A 20,662-nucleotide genomic window follows, 5' to 3' on the forward strand; every position below is an offset into this window, starting at 1 on the left:
CGATCAGAGCACGCCGATAATTTTCACTTCGAACGTCAGCGATTGTCCGGCCAATGGATGGTTAAAGTCGAACAAGGCGTCGCCGTCATTGATCTCGCGCAGGATGCCGGCGAAGCGACCGCCGCCTGGCGCCGCAAAGTCGACCAGATCACCGATCTTGTACTCGGCGTCGCGTGCGGAGTTTTCGTCCAGCGTGGCGCGCGTGACGCGCTGCAACAGCTCTGGGTTGCGCGGGCCGAAGGCCTGCTCCGGCGTCAGCACGAAACTCTGGTGGGCGCCTTCCGGCAGGCCGATCAGACAGGTTTCGAGGAATGGCGCCAACTGGCCGTTGCCGAGCTGCAGCGTGGCCGGGCTGGCCTGAAAAGTTGTAATAATATTATCGCCGGCCATCGACGCCAGCCGGTAATGCAAAGTAAGATAGGCGCCTTCGGAGACGACCGGAACAGTGGATGGTGACATGAACGGACTGGATTAATGAGGCCAACCGCTATTGTAAGCCACCTGTGGCCGGGCCATCCGACCTCTGCTTGTCCCGCGCAGCCGCCAGCGGCCCGATTTTCCCTTTCTACGGAATAAACATGGCAATCACCGACTGGCCGCAAGACCAACGTCCGCGCGAACGACTGATCAAGCACGGCGCCCAGGCGCTGTCCGATCCTGAACTATTGGCGGTATTTTTGCGCATTGGCGTCAAGGGCAAATCGGCAGTCGACCTCGGGCGCGACATGGTGGGCCATTTTGGCTCGTTGAATGGTCTGTTCTCGGCTGGCTTGAACGATTTTTCCGCCATCAACGGGCTCGGCCCGGCCAAATATGCACAGATGCAGGCGGTGCTGGAACTGGCGCGCCGCGCGCTGGCCGAACAATTGCAGGCCGGCGTCACGCTCAGTTCGCCACAGGCGGTCAAGCAATATCTACAACTGCTGCTGGCCGGCAAGCAGTACGAATCGTTCGCGGTGCTGTTCCTGGACGTCAAAAACCGCCTGATCGCGAGCGAGGAGTTATTTCGCGGCACTCTGACCCACACCAGCGTCTATCCGCGCGAAGTGGTGAAAGCCGCGCTTGGCCATAATGCGGCCAGCCTCATGCTGGCGCACAACCATCCGTCCGGGACGCCGGAACCGAGCGCCGCCGACCACTCGCTAACGCAGGCATTGAAGCAGGCCTTGAGCCTGGTCGACGTGCGGGTGCTCGACCATTTCATTATCGCCGGGCCAACCGTGTATTCCTTCGCCGAGCATGGACAAATCTGACGCAGATGGTGTTTTCCCGGGAGTATCGATCAAAAACAGTCCGATCCCCTTATTTTATATGCGGCGCCAAAATATACTGGATCCAGTATATTTTTTACGGCGGGACCGCACAGTGTGCGGCGCAGACCGCGTGAAAGCCGAATGTGACGACCGACAATCAAATTGTTAAATTAATTCAGATGCGCAAGACACAATTAATTTTCACAAGTCATTGATAAAGCAAGGTTTTTTGGCTATACTCGCTTCTTTTCCAATTTCGGAAATTTTTAAGGAGTGAGCCATGGCACGTGTTTGCCAAGTCACCGGGAAGAAGCCGATGGTCGGCAACAATGTTTCCCATGCAAATAACAAAACCAAGCGTCGCTTTTTGCCTAACCTGCAAAATCGCCGCATTTTTGTTGAATCCGAAAACCGCTGGGTGTCGCTGCGCCTATCCAACGCCGGTTTGCGCGTGATCGACAAAATCGGCATTGACGCCGTGCTCGTAGACATGCGCGCCCGTGGCGAAAAAGTCTAACCCGCGCTCTAGCGAAATATAGGAGAAATCATGGCGAAATCAGGCCGCGACAAAATCAAGCTGGAATCGACCGCAGGTACCGGTCATTTCTATACCACCACCAAAAACAAGCGTACGACGCCGGAAAAAATGTCGATCATGAAGTTCGACCCGAAAGTCCGCAAGCACGTTGAATACAAGGAAACCAAGATCAAGTAATTGATCCCGGTTCTGCAGATTCTGCTAAAAAGCCCCGCAAGATGATGTCTTGCGGGGCTTTTTGGTGTTTACGTCCGGTTCGCTCACCGTGTGGGTGGACTGCACGGTGGGCGGACCATTGGGCGGCACGGCACTCGCTGCCGCTGGCCTATTCAGGTGATATTTATGCTCCCAAACTATGCTCCCAAACACGCTCGCACCAGTGCCCTCCCGTTCGTATCAATGATGAGTGCATATTCGCATCAAAGTAAGCATCGATTCGCATTCCAAAGCAGCCGCATATTCGCATCTCAAATCAGTCACCCATTCGCACTGAAAGCAGCCATTTCACTGTCATCGGCTTGATATGATCTGGCAAATAACGAAAAGGGCCGAACGGCTGGCGCCGCCGGACTGCTCAAACTGCAGCGGCGGATAAACTCTCTCCGTTAGGCTTAAATGCACCCGAAGCCTGGCACTGTTATCACGGGTGCGCATCAACTAGGAGTGAATTTTGAAAAAGTCTGTTCTGATTGGGGGCATGCTATTGGCTTCCTGTGCTGCATTTGCTGGAAGCGAATCGCACTGGACTTACTCAGGTACTGGCGGGCCGAATGAATGGGCCACGCTGACGCCTGAATACGGTGCCTGTGCCGGTAAGAATCAATCACCGATCAATTTGACTGGCTTCATCGAAGCTGATCTAAAACCAATCAAATTTGCATATCAGACCGGTGGCAATGAAATCCTGAACAATGGCCACACTGTGCAAATAAATTATGCTGCAGGAAGCAGCGTCACAGTCGATAGCATCCGATTCGAGCTCAAACAATTTCATTTCCATGCGCCCAGTGAGAACCTGATCAATGGCAAGTCATATCCAATGGAAGCGCACTTGGTACATGCAGATAAAGATGGAAACCTTGCAGTTATTGCAGTCATGTTCAAAGAAGGGGCCGAAAACAAAGCCCTTTCCAAGATATGGCCGCTGATGCCTAAAGACGCAGGCGAGACGAACGCATTATCATCACCTGTTGCAGCAGCAGCGCTACTCCCTGCCAAACGTGACTACTACCGTTTCAACGGCTCACTGACAACTCCTCCCTGTTCGGAAGGTGTGCGGTGGCTGGTGATGAAACAGCCGATCACCGTCTCCAAGGCGCAAGTAGAAGCCTTCTCTCATGTAATGCACCATCCAAACAATCGTCCGGTGCAAGCAGTGAATTCACGCACAGTATTAAAATAATTGGCCTGACTCGCTCAAACGGGGCGCGCCGCCAGCAGCGTGCCCCGTAGCCTGAACTGCCTGAGCCTTGAACGACCGCTTGCGGGAAAGACGAGCGGCAGGTTTAATGCGAATACGCCATCAGAACGTGTGACGCATACCGAAATTGAATGCACTATTGCCGCTGCCGCCGTCAATCGCATTGCCCACGGTGTAGAACTTCGCCGCTTGCGTGTTCTGCACCGTATTGTTGATGCGGGCATAAGACGAGTACAGGTTGGTACGCCTGGACAGTGCGTACAGATAGCCGACGGCTAGCTGACGTGCGTCGTTGCCGGCGCCGCTCTTGTCGGTCTTCTTGATGAAGGACGCCAGCAACGTGCCGGCGCCGCATGGCACGGTGACACCGGCGAGGACATCTCTCGAGTCCGGATTGGCGATGTTGGTGTTGCTGGAAAAAGCGTCCCTGTTGAGTGCCAGCCCCAGGCTCAATGCCACTGGACCAAAATCGTATTTACCGCCCAGGAAGGTGACTTTGGCGCGGCTGGTATCGGTCGCATTCGCGACATTATTGTGGGCCAGCTTGATATTGAACGGACCGTTTCCATAGCCGATGGCTCCGCCCATCGTGCGGCCGGCAGTGTTGTTGCCAGCCACTTCACCTGGTGCATAGGTCGCTTCGGCATTGAAACCGGCCGTGACCGGCGCCGTATATTTGATCGCGTTATTGGTACGGGAACCGTTGCCGTCATTGGTCGGCGTACCGCCATCGGAAAACAGATTGCCGGCGGTGCCTGCCAGGCCGCAACCGAAAGGATCGGTGCCACCGCACAATGCGCCGTCGATCGCGGTGTACTGCCGGCCCAGGGTGACGGCACCGAAATCGCCTTTCAAGCCGGTGTAGGCCTGGCGGCCGAACGGGCGCCCACTCTGATTGCTGTTCCCGGTATCCATCGCAATGCCCATTTCCAGCACGAACAGCGCAGACACCCCGCCGCCCAAATCTTCGGTGCCTTTGAAGCCGAGCCGCGAACCATTTTGAATGCCACTCGATACCTTGGTAACGCTGCCGGCGGTGCCGCCGCTTTGCCGGTCTAGTCCGAGGTCCGCCAGGCCGTACATCGTGACCTTGCTTTGTGCGGCGGCGGTACCTGCGAGTGCGGCCAGTGCCAGTGTGGCGAGAATTTGTTTTTTCATTGGGTGTCTCCTGAGTTTATGAATCCAGAATGGATATTTGTTTTATATGGTCATGTAATGCGCCAAAGCGTGATGGCGCAGCGCGCCAGCCGTCCGCTCCCGACCTGAAGAGCAGCTTCACGGATGACGGTGACTGGGCGCGCAGAGTGCATGCATCTTCCCGCTCCGCGAACGGGGAATCGACACGCAGCACGGGGTGACGGTCACCGGCTGTGCTGGCGAACGACGATGATGGTTGCGCGTGAAAGCCGACCGCCGACACCCGATGCCGCCCTGCCGGCACCGGCCGCTGCACAACAATTACGTGTCACACCGCTGCAGGGCGTGGCACTGACGGCTCGATGATGTCCGGGATCGGTTCAATTTTTCCGAGCACGAAGACGAAGGAAATAATGCCGATGACCAGTATCACCCCCGCGACGAAGAATGCATTGGCAAAGGAATTGGTCGCGCCGACGATGATTCCGGTGACGATCGGGGCAGCGGCACCCATCAGGTTGTTCACGAAATTCATGATGCCGCCGATGGTGCCGACACCGCCCTTCGGTGCGATCAACGAGGGCAGCGACCAGCCGACCGGTGCGGCCGAGGCCAATCCGCCGAGTGCGACTGAAATCCAGAAAATGGCCCATGCGGGATCCGTGGTCTGGGTGGCGCCAAACACAGCGAGGCCGAACAACATGCCGACGATCAGCACCGCTTTTCTGACCTTCGATTCGTCCCGTCCGTTCGAAATAAGATGATCGATCAGCCAGCCGCCGACAAACAGATCGGTCGCGGTGGCCACGGCCCATGGGATGGCGGCATAGCCGGCCGATTTCAGGATACTCATGTGCATGGTCTGGACCAGATAACCAGGCAACCAGGTGAGGAACAGATAGAAGGAGTAACCGTAGGCGGCAAAACCGATGGTCAAGCCCCAGACCTTGGCATTGCGCAGCAGGTGACTCAACATCCCCATCGGGCTCACGCCGGAGGGGCCTTCCAGGGTCGCGCCGCCCTCCTTGATGTAGGCATACTCCAGTTGGCTGAGCTTGGTGTCCTGGCTCGGGTCGCGATAAAAAATGAAAAAGGCGATGAAATACAGGAAGCTCAACATCGCCGTCATGCCAAAGCCCCAGCGCCAGCCCAACGCGACCACCGAAAATGCCACCAACGGCACGCCGATCACATTGGAGAATTTTGCCGCAGCGTCAAAAATCGCGGTCGCCAGACCGCGCTCTTTGCGCGGAAACCAGTAGCCGGTCGCTTTCGAGCTGACCGGGAATCCGGGCGCCTCGGCAATGCCAAGCATCACCCGCGCCGCAAATATGCCGCCGAAGCCGCTGGCAAAGGCGGTGATGGTGGCGGCTGTTCCCCATAAGAACGCGCCCCAGCGCCCTACTTTGGTGACGCCAAAACGGTCGAGTATCACGCCGGCCGGTATTTGCAGCAATGCATAAGACCAAAAGAATGCGCTAAATAACAACCCCAGTTCCACCGGGCCCAGGTTGAATGCTTCCTTGATCTGCGGCGCCGCGACCGACAGACTGATGCGGTCGATGTAGTTGATCAGCACCCCGATGCCGAGCAGGCTGCCGATGCCCCAACGCCGATTTGGAATGCGCTTGCCTAAAAATATTGCCATCTGTGTCTCCTCGTGGTTTTCTGAAACTGCTTTTGGAATTTATATTTCTACGTCTTTGCTAAATCGCTGTAGCACCTGATCCACGATCTGCTCGGGACCGCATTCGATATTCAGACGGATCCCCAATTCGTCATCCATCAAGGGCTCCAAATCGAGAAACTGGCTGTCGAGCAGCGTGACCGGCATAAAATGGCCCGGCCTTTGCCGCATGCGAGATGCGATCAGATCGCGGTCGCCTTCCAAATGGATAAACACCAGGGCCGGATCGCCTGCCCGCAACAGATCCCGATAGCGCCGCTTCAATGCCGAACAGGACAGCACCAAAGCTTCGCCGCGCTGCTGCGCAGCCCGAATTCGGGCTTGCAGACCCAGCAGCCACTCATTGCGGTCGGTATCGTCGAGCGGCGTGCCGGTCGCCATCTTCGCAATATTGGCCGCGGGATGGTCGTTGTCACCTTCCACATAGGCAATACCGAGGCGGTCCGCCAGCCGCTGTCCGATTTCGCTTTTGCCGCAGCCGCTGACCCCCATCACCACCCACCGTTTGGGGGAGCCTGCCGTGTTGCCCACTGTTTTGTTCATACTGAATCCAAGAGTTTCATTCGCTAGGCACGACCGCATTTCATGTCGTCTTGAGTCAATGTTAGCGCTAACATTGACATGCATTTTAATGATGTTGGACAGTTTGTAAAGTACTTTCGATGTCGCGCCGCAGCAAATTATTGTCTAATTTTCTACAATGACGGTCGTCCGCCCACTGCCTGCGCCGGCGGCAGACATTGCGTTGCAAAAAGAAACTATAGTCATTGCCTTTGCCACCTGATTCCCGTAAAAAGTCCTTTATGTCAATCCGAAAACCGCGCCCTACCCAGTCCGAGCGGGCCACTCTCGCCGACATCGCCGCGCGTGTCGGTGTCAGCAGCATCACCGTGTCGCGCGCGATCAACACCCCGCAACTGGTCTCCGAAGAGCTGCGCACACAGATTGCATCGGTCATTGCCGACATCGGCTACATACCAAACCGCGCGGCAAGAGCACTGGCGCGGGCGCGCTCCGACAGCGTCGCGGTCCTGATTCCGTCGCTGTCGAATACGGTATTTACGGATGTGTTGGCAGGGGCGCGCGACGTGCTGCACGCGCACGGCTACCGTACCTTGATCGGCGACACCCGCTATTCGCCCGCCGAGGAAGAGAATCTGTTTCGTGCCTATCTGGAGCATTCACCGGACGGCGTACTACTGACGGGTTTCGACCAGACCCCATTAATCCGGCAATTGCTGGAAAAAAGCCGGATGCCGGTGGTCCACATGATGGAGCTGGCGGGACCGGACTCTTATTGCGTCGGTCTCAACCAATTTGATGCCGGGCACGCAATGGCATCCCATTTGCTGAGCCGCGGTTATCGGCGCATCGGCTTTCTCGGCGCGCAACTGGATCCGCGCGTGATGCAACGCCTATATGGCTATCGCAGCGCCTTGCAGGAGGCCGGATTGCCTTTCGCTGCAGGAGAAATTCTGGATGCCACACCCTCTTCCATCGGCCTGGGGGTAGACATGCTGGGTCGGCTGTTACGGCAAGCGCCGGACTGTGATGCCCTGTTTTGCTGTAATGATGACCTGGCGCTGGGCGTGCTGTTTGAATCCCGGCGGCGCGACATTCGCGTGCCGGAGCAGCTCGCGGTCGCCGGCTTCAATGATCTTGCCGCCTCGGCCTGGGTGAGCCCATCACTCACCACGATTGCGACGCCGCGCTACAACATCGGCCATGCCGCCGCGACCATGCTGCTGCAACGAATGAGGGGCGAAACGCCGGCCGCATCCAACATCGATCTGGGGTTTTCCCTGCGGGTGCGAGAAAGTACATGATGAAGGTCTGGCGTGCGCGCAGACACGCGCGCACGTGGCGAACAAGGCTAAGCTGCGAAGTGCCTATCAGCTGGACGCGGGTCTGACACCACAATGAATCCGGAACTGCTACGACTGTTAGTCACCCGTGAAATGCCTTACGGGAAATACAAGGGGCGTCTGATCGCCGATTTGCCGGGGCATTACCTTGGCTGGTTCGCCCGCGCGGGCTTTCCGTCAGGCGAACTGGGCGGCTTGATTGCGCTGATGTACGAGCTGGACCACAACGCGTTGCGGCATTTGCTTGATCCGTTACGCAAACCATAATGCAGGTGTGATGTGTGTGATGACAGTGTCGGACCCATCAGGCGCAAAAAAAAACGGCACCCGCAGGTGCCGTTTTCATTTGATCAGGAATCAATCACGCATAGCTACGCAAGCGGCGCGAGAAATCCTGCAGCGCATGGATGCCGGACGCTTCGGCCCGCGCGCACCAGTCCTGCAATTGTTGCAGCAGCTGATCACGGGTGAAATGTGAACGTTCCCAGATCGCGCCCAGTTCGACCCGCATTTCATGCATGGTCTGCAGTGCTTTACTGTGCAGGAACAGCTCGGTCAGTTGCTGCTTTTGCGGTGTTTCGAGTTTGGCCGGTTCGCGTTGTAGCAGCTTTTTCGAGGACTTCAGGAAGCCCGGTTCGAGCTTGGCCGTTTCCTTCAGCGGCTCGATCTCGGCCTGCCAGGTACGCTTCAGCGACTTCGCGTATTTGGCCATCACGTCATAACGATTCGCGATCACCGCCTGCAAGGTATCGAGGTCGGCCACCAATTTGGCGGTCGCAAATTTCGGTGTCGGCGCGACTTTCTTGACCTTGGCCAGGCCGACCATTTCCATCAGGCGGATATACATCCAGCCGATGTCGAATTCATACCACTTCGACGACAGCTTGGCCGAGGTGCCGAACGTGTGGTGGTTGTTGTGCAGCTCCTCGCCGCCGATCAGGATGCCGATCGGAAATACGTTGGTGGCAGCGTCGGCGCAGTCGTAATTGCGATAGCCCCAATAGTGGCCGATGCCGTTGATGATCGCGGTCGCCGTGACCGGAATCCACGCCATCTGCACCGCCCAAACGGTAATGCCGATCACGCCGAACAGGGCCAGGTCGATGATCATCATCAGCACCACGCCCCAGGCGCTGTGCTTGGTATACAGATTGCGTTCGATCCAGTCGTCGGGCGTGCCGGTGCCGTATTTCTCGATTGTTTCAAGATTTTTGGATTCGGCGCGATATAGTTCGGTGCCTTCCAGCAACACTTTCTTGATGCCACGAGTGACCGGGCTGTGCGGGTCTTCTTCGGTTTCGCATTTGGCGTGATGCTTGCGATGGATCGCAGCAAATTCCTTGGTCACCATACCGGTGGTCAGCCACAGCCAGAAGCGGAAAAAATGGCTCGGGATGGCGTGCAGATCGAGTGCCCGATGGGATTGGCAGCGGTGCAGGAAAATCGTGACGGCGACGATCGTGATATGAGTGACCACCATGGTATAGGCGACCACCTGCCAGCCGCTGGCGCGCGTTACGCCATTCGACAAAAAATCCAGCACAGCATCAAAAACTGTATTCAAAATAGTTTTGCTCCGGTGATAAAAATTTCCAGCTCGAATTTCTTGCGCGAGCGCAACCCGACCCAAGCATCATGCAATTGTACGTGAGTCTCACTGGCTTTGACAGAATATTTCTCCATCGTCTTTTTTCTACGCTTATTTAGTTGTCAACTCCTCGCTAAGTATCCTGATCTCGCGTTGTGGATATGAGACAGAAATCTGGTGCTGCTGGAACGATCGCCATATTGCCAGATTGATATCGGGTGCCACACTGCCCCGGCCATTCTCGGGGTCGCGGATGGCAAAACTGACTTCCAGGTCCAGCCCGTTGGCGCCAAAATTGGCCAGCCGCGCACTCGGCGCCGGCTCTTTCGCCACCCGCTCGACGCTGGCGGCGGCATCTTTCAATAATTGCAATACCAATTCAATGTCAGTATGATAACTTACCGAGACCGCGGTTTTCAACCACAGCGACGCATGGGCGGACTCGTTTTGCACCGGGCCCGATACCAGCATCTCGTTCGGAATCACGTGTTCGACGCCATCCGGCCCATGTAGCACCGTGTAGCGTGCATTGATCTGCGTAATCTTGCCATAATATTTATCGACGGTGATCATGTCGCCGATCGCCAGCCTGCGCTCGATCAGCACCACAAAGCCGGATACATAATTGCTGGCGATCTTTTGCAAGCCCAGGCCGAGACCGACGCCGAGCGCGCCGCCGAATACCGACAGCACGGTCGGATCGATACCGACCATCGACAGGCTGGCCAGCACCGCCAGCACGATCAGCAGTGCGCGCCCCATCCGTGTGATGACCGCCCGCGTCGAGCTGTGCAAGGTGTCGACCCGCATCAGCCGGTCTTCCAGCGCGGTGCCGGCCCACAACGCCAGGGTCAGCGTCACGATCACCGACACCACCGCCTGCAGCACGGTTTGCAACGATACTTTATGGCGCCCGACCGGGATCAGGGTCTCGTCCAGGTATTGCAGCAGCTCGGCCCACAGGCCGGTGATATACAGCGCGACGCCGACCCAGATCAGCGCGGCAAACAGCTTTTCGAATATCAGCAGAAAATTGCCGACCTGCCCCTGGCGCCCGAACGCGCGCCGCAGAATGTGAAAACCGAGCCGTATTAACACCAGCGACGCCGCCAGCGGGATCGCCACCCGCAGCAGGTTGTTGTGATGCGCGGGTGCCAGCAGCGGTTTGGCGGCGAGCAGCAACAGGAGAATCAGCAGCGGCGACAAGACCCGCGTAAAACTCTCTACCCCGAGCCGGACGATGCGCTGCTGCTCGCCGCGCGCCGCAATCCAGCGCCGCAGCAGTCGTGCCAGTCCCCAGCCGACGGCGACACACAGCAAAATGGCGCCGACTTGCCACACCACATCGGCGTTCCGCATGTCGCCCCACAGATCGGACAGCAGGTTGGAAAACAGGGTTGGTATCATCGTGGTGGGTTCAGGTTGCGCAGCAAGGACGAGAATTTACTTGATTCATAAGATACTCCTTAGTACATATCCTTGATTCCGCAGGAAATGATTGCGCAAATCATGCATACAAGGGGATAGTATTTATCGGCATCATCGCTGCGGGGGGGGGCTGAAATACCGGCCACAAGCGCGGCGCCCGCGCTTTATTTCCAGGGCGTCGCTTGCTGCCGCTGACGCTCCCAGTTTTGCGCATATTGCGCCGCCAGCGCCGGATTCTTTCGCACGATCAGCACGTTTTCGGCATTCTTGTGCTGCGCGCTCCAGGTGAAATTATAGCTACCGGTAATCACCGTCGCGCCCGCCGTGGCGGGGTCGATCACGACTACCTTGTTGTGCGCGTTCTGGTAGCGGGTTTCTTGCCAGACCGGGATGCCGGCGGCGACCAGATCGAGCACTTTCGAGGCCGGCACCTTGGCATACTGTTCGGCATCGACCATCACGCGCACATCGACGCCGCGCCGTTTGGCGGCGATCAGGCTGGCCGCGATCTCCTTGCTGGTCAGCAGATAGGCCTGCACCAGCACTTGCTGACGGGCGCCGGCGATGGTGGCGACCAGCAGTCCCTCGACATCGTCCCACGGCGCGAATGCAGCCTGCAAGGTACCCTGCGCCGCGATCGGCGGTGCCGGCTGGGCCGCCTCGAAACCATAGGCGCGCGCGGCCAACAAGGCTAGCGCCAGCAGGCTCCAGCGCGTCGCCTGCCAGGCACGACCGGCGGCGCTATCGCTCATTCCGCTGCCGACTGCGCCAGGTCGGTATCGCTGTCGCTGGGTTCAATCGCGTCTGCTGCAGCGGCGTCTGCGCGCACCTGCGCTGGCTTGGCCGGCAGTTTTTTTCGCTCCAGGACGGCGGCGAAGAACCCGTCGGTCTGATGCTTGTGTGGCAGCAATTTCAGGTAATCGTCCATCTCGAGCGCGATCTTTTGCTCGGCCAGCACGTCCCGCATCGGCACCAGCGCAAAGTCGTCGTGCGTCGCCAGGAATTGCGCCACCACCGCCTCGTTTTCCTCATCCAGCAGGCTGCAGGTCGCATACACCAGGCGGCCGCCCGATTTGACCAGCCGTGCGGCGCCGGCCATGATGGCATTCTGCTTCTCGTTCAGTTCGACAATCGCACGCTCCGACTGCCGCCATTTAACGTCCGGGTTGCGGCGCAGTGTACCCAGGCCGCTGCACGGCGCGTCGACCAGCACGCGGTCGATCTTGCCGGCCAGACGCTTGATCTTGGCGTCCCGTTCATGCGCGATCAGCACCGGATGCACGTTCGACAAGCCGCTGCGGGCGAGCCGCGGCTTGAGCTTGGTGAGGCGCTTGTCGGACACGTCGAACGCGTACAGGCGCCCGGTGTTGCGCATCAGTGCGCCCAGCGCCAGCGTCTTGCCGCCGGCGCCGGCACAGAAATCGACCACCATCTCGCCGCGCTTGGCGCCGACGATCTGCGCCAGAATCTGGCTGCCTTCATCCTGCACCTCGATCGCGCCGTTCTTGAACAGCGGCAGATTCTGCAGCGACGGCTTCTTCAGCACACGCAGACACAGCGGCGCATAAGGCGTCGGCTCGCACAGGATCGGTGCGGTGGCCAGCGCCGCCACCACTTCATCCTTGCTGGCCTTGATGGTATTGACCCGCAAATCGAGCGGTGCCGGCTGGTTCAGCGCATCGGCCAGTTGCAAGGTGTCCGCCTCGCCATTCTGGGCCACCAGTTTGTCGTACAACCACTTCGGCAGATTGGCGCGCATCATGGGCGGCAGCAGCGTGCGGTCGATCTGCTCGATACGCGTCAGCCATTCGCTCTCTTCTTCGCTCAGTCCACCCAGCGAATCGATGCCGACCGCGGCCGCCAGACCGAGCAGGCTGAGGCGGCGCATGGTCGGCGTGCTGCCGGCCTCGGCAAAATCGGTATAGAAGGATTTGTTGCGCAGTACCGCGTAGATGCCTTCCGCGATCGCGCCGCGCTCGCGCGAGCCGAGCCGCGGATGGTCGCGGAAATAGCGCGACAGCGTGCTGTCGGCGGGCGCGGTAAAGCGCAGGATTTCGCGCAGCACTTCTTCGGTATTGTTAATAATCGCCGGTGGCAATCTCATGTGAATCCTCTACAAAATGGGGCGGTGTGTTCTGTGCCTGGGCACTACGCCCGGCATCCAGCCGGACGCGGCCATCGGCCAGCGTCAGCCGACCTTCGACAAAGCTGCGTACCGCGGCTGGATAAATAAGATGTTCCTGCGTCAGCACGCGCGCCGCCAGGCTGTCCTCGCTATCGTCAGCCAGCACCGGCACCGCGCTCTGCGCCACGATCGGTCCGTGATCGAGGTCGGCAGTGACAAAATGGACCGTCGCGCCATGCAGCTTGACGCCGGCCACGAGCGCCTGGCGATGCGTCGCCAGACCGGGAAAACTCGGCAGCAGCGATGGATGAATATTAAGCATACGGCCTGCATAATGCGCGACCAACGGCGCCGTCAGGATCCGCAGGAAACCCGCGAGCACCACCAGGTCAGGCGAAAAACGCTCGATGGTCGCCTGCAATGCGGCGTCGAATGCGTCGCGCGTCGGATAGTCCCGGTTCGGCACCACCGCGGTCTCGATGCCGTGTGCGGCGGCAAACTGCAGACCCGCGGCATCGGCGCGGTTGCTGACGACGGCGGCGATGTTGGCCGGCCACTGCTCCGCCCGGGCCGCACGCACGATGGCTTCCATATTGCTGCCGCGGCCGGAAATCAAAATGACGATATTTCTCATAGCGCGCATTGTACCCGTTGCGGCCTGCCGGCCCCAAACAAAAAGCCGGCTGTCGGGCCGGCTCCTTAGTGACTCTGCGGTGCCAATGTCAGCACGCCGGGCGGCAGTAGCGGCTCACTCAAACGAGTAAAACACCCGGAACGCGACCTTCTTGTCGGCCCAGAAATCGGCTGCATCGCGGAACACGTCGAGCAGCGTCTCGCGCCCTTCCTTATCGAACTTCGGGGTGTTCGGCAGCTGTTCCAGCACCACCAGGAAACCGGGCTGGGGGCCAGCCTTGTATACCAGATCGGTCAGGCAGTCACCCAGCGCGTCGAAATTCTTGCCGAAATGCTTGGGGAATTGAAAGGCTTCGGCGATGGTCGCCAGCACCTGTTGTTTGGTCGTTGCATGGGCGCAATGTGCGTACAGGAAATGCTGCCCGAGACGAGCGGCCTCAGCCTGCAAGTCATCGACGCGAAAGGCGCGAATGGACTGCACCACATTTGGCGGCACGGTTTTAAACAAACTCATTTCTCCCTCGCTCGGTGCGATTGTTCTTTGCATAGATGGTCTTTGGTTGCGCTCGTTGCTCTCGTTACTCTTGGACGCGGGAAAAAGTCGCGTAATGATCGTCGGTGTAATAATATTCGCCGGCATTGGCCGCGCCGCCAGCGATCAGGCGGCGCGCGCCGCGGCTGCGCACACCCGGCGTCTTGACGGTGTATTCACGGTAATAACCGCGCCCTCGTTTCGGCAATGCCTTCTCGTAATTGCCAAATACGACACCGTCCTTGGCATACGGGAAAGGCCCGCCCTGCTTGATCCGCACCAGCGTTTGCTGCGCCTCGCGCGGCAATTGGGCGACCGCGATGCTTCCCGGCGGCAGCGCGCCCCTGGCGAACACGGTCAGCGACAGCAAGGCGCCGACCAGGAAAAACATCCAATTCTTCAAGCACTTGAAATTCACGGTCGCTTCCTGATGGTCCCAGTTACTTAACGGCAATCTAATGAGGATTCCCGATAGGGTAACGTGTTGTACAAAACGAATCAACCCGAATTAGCGGCTTAAGTCGCTTAGTTGCGCCGAATCGGCGCGAAAACCGCTTTTATTCTTCAAAATCGGCCACTTCGCATGCCGGCGCGCGGTTGCCGGTCCGTGCGGCGCAGTGACCTGATCGACGGAGGTCATGATGCACGTCGATATACTCATGGCAACATCATCATTATACGCAATAGAATAGTGGGCCAAACAGACATACTCACCAATCGCTTGAAAAACAACGCGGGCGATCCAGGCATGCGGCAACGCCGTCATTGATTGAAAAACGTCAGCACATCGTGGCTGCGGGCATAGGTGTCGTGCTGGCCCAATGCGATCAGCTCCTGGGTATAGCTCGATTCGAACAATAGATAAGAGGCCAGCGCCGCGCCGCGCGCCTCGGTGGCACCAATGCCGCTGAGCAGGGTGCGGATCGGTCGCGGCAGGCTGCCGATATGGCGGCTGGCGATTTCATCGAGCCGTTGCGACGGCGCGATCACCAGGATCTCGATCGGTCGCAGCGGCGTGCGCTGCCGTTGCTCTTCCGTCAGGAACGATAGCGTCAGGTTGATCCGGTTCAGCCGCTCGATATCCACGGCCAGGCTGTCGAGAAAAATGCTCGACATCGCGTGCCCGGCGATCTGGGCCACGCTCGGGTAGCGGGCGAATTCAACCGTTTGTTGCGCCGGCTCGCTCAGGCGGCCGGCGCCGATCACCAGCACCTTGTCGGCGCCGAGATGGATCGCCGGCGAAATCGGCGCCAACTGCCGCATCGAACCGTCGCCGCAATATTCGCGACGGCCGCCGCAATACAGCGGAATCGCCGGAAAGATGAATGGCAGCGCTGACGATGCCAGCAGATGCTCGACCCCGATCTGGTCGGCTTGCGCAATGCGCTGCATCCGTACCCATGGGTCGATCTGCGCCGCGCTCTGGTAAAACGTGATGTGCTGACCGGCAGTGTATGACGACGCGGTGACGGCCAGCGCGTGCAGATGACCGTTAGCCAGCGCAGCATCGAGGCGCGGCAGATCCAGCATCCGGTGCAGCAAGGTCGCCAGCGGGGTATTGTCGAGCAGCGAATTGGGCGGCGACACGCGCCAGCTACGCAACAACCAGCCGAACGACAGCAGCGACAGCCAGCGCGCGCCGGAACGCAGCACACCGAGCGAGTCGGAGCGGTACACCTGCTCGGCGCGGAAGTGGGCCCAGACGTCGGCGATCTTCTTGACGCCTTCGCCGAAGTCGTCGCTGTGGCAGGCCAGCGCAGTGGCGTTGATGGCGCCGGCCGAGGTGCCGCAAATGATATCGAACGGGTTGCGCCGGGTCGGCAAGCCGGCCATCGCCAGAATGCCGGCGACTGCTTGCAGTACCCCGACCTGATACGCGGCCCGCGCGCCGCCGCCGCTCAGGATCAAGCCGGTTTTTTCCGATTTGGTGATTGCGTCGGTACCCATGCTGGGAGACTAGCAGGCTATTTGCAGCTTGAGGAGAGGCAAGCTTGCCGCACGGATAAAAAAATGCCGGATGGCTCCGGCATTTTGTTTCAACACTGGCGGCGACATCAATCGCCCATCGCGATGCCTTCCTTGCGCGGGTCGGCGCCGCCGAACCAGATTTCTTCACCGTGCACCTGGATCCGCATCAGGCCATGCAGGCCGGAGGGCAGCTCCATCACACGCACGTTGTGGCCCTTCGCTTTGAGCGCGTCGATCAGCGCCGGCGACACGCGGCCCTGCTCCAGTTCGGTCGGGCCGTTGCGGCTGCCGATGTTGGGCAGGCTGATCGCCTGCTGCAGGTTCAGGCCCCAATCCATGGTGCCGACCAGCACCTTGGCGACATAGTTGATGATGGCCGAACCGCCGGGCGAGCCGATCACCATCACCAGGTTCTTGGTGCCCTTGTCGAACACCAGGGTCGGCGCCATCGAGCTGCGCGGGCGCTTGTTGGGCTGGACCCGGTTCGCGATCGGACCGTTGGCATCGACCGAATCAAAAGAGAAGTCGGTCAGCTCGTTGTTCAGGATGAAACCATCGACCATCAGGCGCGAACCGAAGATGTCCTCGACCGTGGTCGTCATCGACACCGCATGACCGTCGCCGTCCACGATCGCCATGTGGGAGGTCGATGGCAGTTCCGGCGAGGTGTCCTTGCCCCACGCCAGCTTCATCGCCGGCGGTTGGCCGGCCTGGGCCACACCCATCGACGTGTCGGTAATCAGCGCGGCGCGCGCGGCCAGGTATTGTTTGTCGAGCAGTGGCTGCGCGCTATTGCCCGGCAGCGGCACGAAATCGGTATCGGCCACGTAGCGGCCGCGATCGGCATAGGCCAGCCGCCCTACTTCCGAAAACAGATGCACGCCGCCGGCGCTCAACGCGCCGTTCTGCGGTGCGTAGGCACGGATGTCCTTGGTTTCCAGCATGCCCAGCATCTGCGCGATCGCGATGCCGCCGGACGATGGCGGCGGCATACCGCACACGGTCCACGCTTTATAGTCGCTGCAAATCGGCGCGCGCTGCTTGGCCTGGTAACCTGCAATATCCTGCGCGGTCAGGCCGCCCGGATTGGTCGGATGGCTCTTGACCTTGGTCTCGATATCCTTTGCGATGCGGCCCTTGTAAAACGCATCGGCGCCGCCGGCGGCGATCTCGCGCAGCGCCTTGGCGTAGTCAGGGTTTTTCAGGATGGTGCCGACCGCTTTCGGTTGGCCGTCCGGCTGGTAGAAATACGCCGCCGCGCCGGCATCGGTCTTCAGGTATTTTTCATCCTGCAAGGTCTTGTACAGGATCGGACTCAATGCAAAGCCGTCTTCGGCCAGTTTGATCGCCGGCGCAAACAGCGAGGCCCAGTTCAGCTTGCCGTACTGCTGGTGCGCCAGTTCCAGCATCCGCAGCACGCCCGGCGCACCCACCGAGCGGCCGCCGACCACGCCCTCATAGAACGGCATGGCCTTGCCGTTGGCGGTCTGGAACAGCTTGTCGGTCGCGCTGGCCGGTGCGGTTTCGCGGCCGTCGAACGCTTTGACGGTGCTGCCATCGAAATGCATCATGAAGGCGCCACCGCCGATGCCCGACGATTGCGGCTCGACCAGGGTCAGCACCAACTGCGTCGCAATCGCCGCATCGACCGCCGAGCCACCGGCCTTCAGGACCTGATAACCGGCATCGACTGCCAGCGGGTTGGCGGCCGCAACCATGAATTTTTTCGCGGTCCAGCCAGCCTTTTCTGTATAGCCGGCCGGCACGTTGGACGCCTTGTAAGCGCTCCCTGGCACTTGATACTGGAAACCCGGCGCGGCAGTCGGCGGATTGGTCGCACAGCCGGCTACAAGGACGGCGGCAAAAGCCAGTGCGGTCAGTTTGGTGCTGGTCATCGGATTCTCCCAAGAGTCTGTACTGTTGTCTTTATAGACCGGGACTTACCAAAAAGGCAAGCACGCGGCTTGCCTGGATCTGCTACGCGCAGTACGAATAACGTGGAATTGCTGCAAAATCCCTGAACACCATTTTAAATATACTACACCATGTATTTTTCAAGGCGTAATGAATACAAGCGGGAAAGCGCATATTCGATGCCATACTCCCAAATATTCGCTTTATTTAGCATCTGTTCTGGGGCCAACGGTCTGCTGTCTGCAACCAATACGGCGTACCATAGCGAGCTGAACAGTTACTTGTTTAATTACTTTCAAAGCAGCGCGGCCCAGAAAAAAATGCGCCCCGGCCAGCAGGGCCGGAGCGCTTTCACGCGACTGCTTGTACTTTGCACATCGCGGTTGAATTTCTTCTGCCATTGCACATCGACCGCGCACTTTATCGGCTTCACGATCGATGTAGAAACGGCGTTACGGACCAATTTCACATTTTCGCCGGGATAGCTATCGTTATCCTGTCTCCAATTTACATTTCACAGTAATACAGCTCACCATGACTGAAATCGACCAGCGTTACCTCGTCCAGCAACGCAAAATCAACGCAACCGAGAAAGATGTACCGGTGTTTGCGAAAGCGATGAGAAGCAAGACCGGCGTGTTTGAAGGTGTGTCTTTCATCCGCAACAAGGAAAAAGCGTCGGTGATGACGCTCGAGCAGGCGCAAGAGGTGATTGATTGGGCCAATGCTAAAAAGGCCCAGGCAAGCCTGTATGTGACGACGATCATCTGCAAGGGGCAATGAGCCGGCGCGCCATTTGCCGGTAGTGCAGGCTGATCAAAACCGGTATTCGGCAATCACATGCTTGCTGAAGTTGTGCTTGGTGCCGCCGGTCAGCACGTCGGCCAGTTTTCTGGTGTTGGCAGCAGAGATGAAGACATCGGCTACCTGATCCTTGCAGCGGAACTTCATTGCCGGGCTCAGGATTTCACTGGCCCTGATTTTCAGATGGCGAAACACCTTGGCCTTCTCGCTGCTGAGCAAGATGTGAATGTCCTGCTTGAATTGCGACAGGGGGATATTGATCCACCAGCCCTCATCGCCTGCGTAGGGCACCACACTGGCCCAGTGCGTATTGCGCTCGTTGAGTACGCCGGACCCAAGCGCGGTATTAACACGCTTGATGGCTTCATTTTTAGTCATGATCTTCTCTTGAGTATTGGATGCCGGTTGGGCTCAGCCCTTCACCTCTCGCATACAGATTTCTCAACCGTGTTGCGCTGCGTCGGGTGCACCGTGCCAAGGATGCGACAGGTAAGCCGGAGCCGATGCGCGCTGTTAAACATGCCCTCCCAGGTAATACCGTTCAGTTAACAACATTTGCGGTTCAGAGCGCTTCCTTCGATACGGAACTGCGTTCCTACTCAGGACGAACGGGTGTTTGTGAAATTTAAAGGAACCCGTTCGTCCTGAGTAAGGGCAACGCCCCGTATCGAAGGAAGCGCACAAGCATAATAGTTGCTTCAACTGAATGACATTAGCCCTCCCAGGCATATTTTTTTGCCCAAAGAAAATGTGCGCAAAACCGGGGGCCAATTCCCAGCCTATCGCGCAATGACTGAAAGGCAAGGAAATGGCTTCCAGCGTGGCCTCAGGCCAGTTTATCCTGAGCTCGCCGAAGGACTGGGACGGCCCTTTCGGATCGCAGTCGCGCCGCGATCCTGACTAGCTTATTTCGGCTGCATCCGGATCGCGCCGTCGAGGCGGATCGTTTCGCCGTTCAGCATCACGTTTTCGATGATCGCCTTGACCAGGTGTGCGTATTCGGACGGTTTGCCCAGACGGGGCGGGAACGGCACCATCTTGCCGAGCGCGTCCTGTACTTCCTGTGGCATGCCGAGCAGCATCGGCGTCTCGAAAATGCCCGGCGCAATCGTCATCACGCGGATGCCGCTGCGCGACAGGTCGCGCGCCATCGGCAGGGTCAGGCCGACCACGGCTGCCTTGGACGAGCCATATGCCGCCTGGCCGATCTGGCCGTCGTAGGCCGCGACCGATGCGGTATTGATCACGATGCCGCGCTCGCCCCATTCGCTCGCCTCGGTCTTGCCCATCGCGTCGGCCGCCAGTCGCGCCATGTTGAAGGTGCCGACCAGGTTGATATTGACCGCGCGCTGGAACGCGTCGAGCGGGTGCGGGCCGTCCTTGCCGACGGTCTTGATGGCGGGGGCGACGCCGGCGCAATTGACCAGTCCGCGCAGCGTGCCCAGCGCCTGCGCCGCCGCGACCGCGGCCTTGCCATCGGCTTCCGAGGTGACGTCGCATTTGATGAACTTGCCTCCGAGTTCGGCCGCCAGTTTTTCACCGGCCTCAACCTGCACGTCGGCCAGCACCACCTTGCCGCCCTGCTCGGTGATCATGCGCGCGGTCGCCGCGCCCAGACCCGACGCGCCGCCGGTGATCAGGAATACATTGTCTTTGATTTGCATAATTTTCTGCCTTTGTGGTGGAGTATTGATAAATTTTCGATATTGCACTGACGCGTTATTTGCTGACGTTGACGTAAACGTCACATCCACGAATTGTAACGAAATT

24 protein-coding genes are annotated in these 20,662 nt (G+C 58.9%); 7 read left to right on the top strand and 17 right to left on the bottom strand.

Annotated features, from left to right (window positions below):
• Positions 1-3: 3 nt before the first annotated feature.
• Positions 4-459 (bottom strand): FKBP-type peptidyl-prolyl cis-trans isomerase, encoded by a 456-nt coding sequence (locus ACFOFO_RS03360; RefSeq protein ID WP_390326239.1) that lies wholly within the window; start codon positions 457-459, stop codon positions 4-6.
• Between the two features lie 119 nt (positions 460-578).
• On the opposite strand from ACFOFO_RS03360, the gene radC reads away from it, so the two are divergent.
• The 4 genes from radC to ACFOFO_RS03380 all read left to right on the top strand — a co-directional run bounded on the left by radC (position 579) and on the right by ACFOFO_RS03380 (position 3,193).
• Positions 579-1,253, top strand: a complete 675-nt coding sequence (gene radC, locus ACFOFO_RS03365; RefSeq protein WP_390330849.1) for a RadC family protein — start codon at positions 579-581, stop codon at positions 1,251-1,253.
• Between the two features lie 280 nt (positions 1,254-1,533).
• Entirely contained in the window at positions 1,534-1,770 is a 237-nt protein-coding gene (gene rpmB, locus ACFOFO_RS03370) for a 50S ribosomal protein L28 (RefSeq protein WP_390326241.1), read from the top strand.
• Between the two features lie 30 nt (positions 1,771-1,800).
• Entirely contained in the window at positions 1,801-1,968 is a 168-nt protein-coding gene (rpmG, locus tag ACFOFO_RS03375; protein ID WP_009667251.1) for a 50S ribosomal protein L33, read from the top strand.
• Between the two features lie 493 nt (positions 1,969-2,461).
• The gene (locus tag ACFOFO_RS03380) at positions 2,462-3,193 is read left to right on the top strand and encodes a carbonic anhydrase (protein ID WP_390326243.1); all 732 of its coding nucleotides are present in this window, start codon (positions 2,462-2,464) and stop codon (positions 3,191-3,193) included.
• A 120-nt stretch (positions 3,194-3,313) separates the two neighbouring features.
• Here the strand turns inward: ACFOFO_RS03380 and ACFOFO_RS03385 are convergent, their stop codons facing one another.
• The 3 genes from ACFOFO_RS03385 to ACFOFO_RS03395 form a co-directional block, all read right to left on the bottom strand.
• Entirely contained in the window at positions 3,314-4,369 is a 1,056-nt protein-coding gene (locus ACFOFO_RS03385) for a porin (RefSeq protein WP_390326245.1), read from the bottom strand.
• A gap of 307 nt (positions 4,370-4,676) precedes the next feature.
• Positions 4,677-5,996 (bottom strand): MFS transporter, encoded by a 1,320-nt coding sequence (locus ACFOFO_RS03390; protein ID WP_390326246.1) that lies wholly within the window; start codon positions 5,994-5,996, stop codon positions 4,677-4,679.
• A 39-nt stretch (positions 5,997-6,035) separates the two neighbouring features.
• Positions 6,036-6,578, bottom strand: coding sequence for a gluconokinase (locus tag ACFOFO_RS03395; protein ID WP_390330850.1), 543 nt, complete (start codon positions 6,576-6,578; stop codon positions 6,036-6,038).
• Between the two features lie 260 nt (positions 6,579-6,838).
• On the opposite strand from ACFOFO_RS03395, the gene gntR reads away from it, so the two are divergent.
• On the top strand, positions 6,839-7,861 hold the full coding sequence (gntR, locus tag ACFOFO_RS03400; RefSeq protein WP_390326249.1) for an HTH-type transcriptional regulator GntR: 1,023 nt from the start codon (positions 6,839-6,841) through the stop codon (positions 7,859-7,861).
• Between the two features lie 93 nt (positions 7,862-7,954).
• Complete coding sequence (locus ACFOFO_RS03405; RefSeq protein ID WP_390326252.1) at positions 7,955-8,167, top strand: DUF3820 family protein; 213 nt, start codon at positions 7,955-7,957, stop codon at positions 8,165-8,167.
• 94 nt (positions 8,168-8,261) lie between these two features.
• On the opposite strand, the gene ACFOFO_RS03410 is transcribed toward ACFOFO_RS03405, so the two are convergent.
• The 11 genes from ACFOFO_RS03410 to ACFOFO_RS03460 all read right to left on the bottom strand — a co-directional run bounded on the left by ACFOFO_RS03410 (position 8,262) and on the right by ACFOFO_RS03460 (position 18,489).
• On the bottom strand, positions 8,262-9,464 hold the full coding sequence (locus ACFOFO_RS03410) for a DesA family fatty acid desaturase (RefSeq protein ID WP_390330852.1): 1,203 nt from the start codon (positions 9,462-9,464) through the stop codon (positions 8,262-8,264).
• 135 nt (positions 9,465-9,599) lie between these two features.
• The gene (locus ACFOFO_RS03415) at positions 9,600-10,895 is read right to left on the bottom strand and encodes a mechanosensitive ion channel family protein (RefSeq protein ID WP_390326253.1); all 1,296 of its coding nucleotides are present in this window, start codon (positions 10,893-10,895) and stop codon (positions 9,600-9,602) included.
• Between the two features lie 185 nt (positions 10,896-11,080).
• On the bottom strand, positions 11,081-11,668 hold the full coding sequence (locus tag ACFOFO_RS03420) for a phospholipase D family nuclease (RefSeq protein WP_390326255.1): 588 nt from the start codon (positions 11,666-11,668) through the stop codon (positions 11,081-11,083).
• Positions 11,665-13,020 (bottom strand): RsmB/NOP family class I SAM-dependent RNA methyltransferase, encoded by a 1,356-nt coding sequence (locus ACFOFO_RS03425; RefSeq protein ID WP_390326258.1) that lies wholly within the window; start codon positions 13,018-13,020, stop codon positions 11,665-11,667. The genes ACFOFO_RS03420 and ACFOFO_RS03425 overlap by 4 nt, the downstream gene beginning before the upstream one ends.
• Entirely contained in the window at positions 12,995-13,675 is a 681-nt protein-coding gene (gene purN, locus ACFOFO_RS03430) for a phosphoribosylglycinamide formyltransferase (protein WP_390326261.1), read from the bottom strand. Before purN ends, ACFOFO_RS03425 begins: the two co-directional genes overlap by 26 nt.
• Before the next feature lie 114 nt (positions 13,676-13,789).
• A complete protein-coding gene (locus ACFOFO_RS03435; protein WP_390326263.1) occupies positions 13,790-14,314 on the bottom strand; it encodes a barstar family protein in 525 nt (174 codons plus the stop codon).
• Positions 14,253-14,624, bottom strand: a complete 372-nt coding sequence (locus ACFOFO_RS03440; RefSeq protein WP_390330853.1) for a guanyl-specific ribonuclease — start codon at positions 14,622-14,624, stop codon at positions 14,253-14,255. Before ACFOFO_RS03440 ends, ACFOFO_RS03435 begins: the two co-directional genes overlap by 62 nt.
• A gap of 90 nt (positions 14,625-14,714) precedes the next feature.
• Positions 14,715-14,972, bottom strand: coding sequence for a hypothetical protein (locus tag ACFOFO_RS03445; RefSeq protein ID WP_390326267.1), 258 nt, complete (start codon positions 14,970-14,972; stop codon positions 14,715-14,717).
• Positions 14,969-16,153 (bottom strand): patatin-like phospholipase family protein, encoded by a 1,185-nt coding sequence (locus tag ACFOFO_RS03450; protein WP_390326269.1) that lies wholly within the window; start codon positions 16,151-16,153, stop codon positions 14,969-14,971. The genes ACFOFO_RS03445 and ACFOFO_RS03450 overlap by 4 nt, the downstream gene beginning before the upstream one ends.
• Positions 16,154-16,260: 107 nt before the next feature.
• Positions 16,261-18,069 carry a gamma-glutamyltransferase gene (ggt, locus tag ACFOFO_RS03455; RefSeq protein ID WP_390330854.1) on the bottom strand — a complete coding sequence of 603 codons (1,809 nt, stop codon included), beginning with the start codon at positions 18,067-18,069 and terminating at the stop codon, positions 16,261-16,263.
• A gap of 222 nt (positions 18,070-18,291) precedes the next feature.
• Positions 18,292-18,489, bottom strand: a complete 198-nt coding sequence (locus tag ACFOFO_RS03460; protein WP_390330856.1) for a hypothetical protein — start codon at positions 18,487-18,489, stop codon at positions 18,292-18,294.
• A 133-nt stretch (positions 18,490-18,622) separates the two neighbouring features.
• Here ACFOFO_RS03460 and ACFOFO_RS03465 point away from each other — a divergent pair, with 133 nt between their 5' ends.
• Positions 18,623-18,871 (top strand): hypothetical protein, encoded by a 249-nt coding sequence (locus tag ACFOFO_RS03465; RefSeq protein ID WP_390326273.1) that lies wholly within the window; start codon positions 18,623-18,625, stop codon positions 18,869-18,871.
• A gap of 33 nt (positions 18,872-18,904) precedes the next feature.
• On the opposite strand, the gene ACFOFO_RS03470 is transcribed toward ACFOFO_RS03465, so the two are convergent.
• Both ACFOFO_RS03470 and ACFOFO_RS03475 read right to left on the bottom strand, forming a co-directional pair.
• The gene (locus tag ACFOFO_RS03470; protein WP_390326275.1) at positions 18,905-19,270 is read right to left on the bottom strand and encodes a hypothetical protein; all 366 of its coding nucleotides are present in this window, start codon (positions 19,268-19,270) and stop codon (positions 18,905-18,907) included.
• A 527-nt stretch (positions 19,271-19,797) separates the two neighbouring features.
• Positions 19,798-20,556 (bottom strand): 3-hydroxyacyl-CoA dehydrogenase, encoded by a 759-nt coding sequence (locus tag ACFOFO_RS03475; protein ID WP_390326277.1) that lies wholly within the window; start codon positions 20,554-20,556, stop codon positions 19,798-19,800.
• Positions 20,557-20,662: the final 106 nt, after the last annotated feature.

The sequence above is a fragment of the Pseudundibacterium arcticum genome (assembly GCF_042646465.1).
GTDB classification, from domain to species: Bacteria; Pseudomonadota; Gammaproteobacteria; order Burkholderiales; family Burkholderiaceae_D; genus Undibacterium_A; species Undibacterium_A arcticum.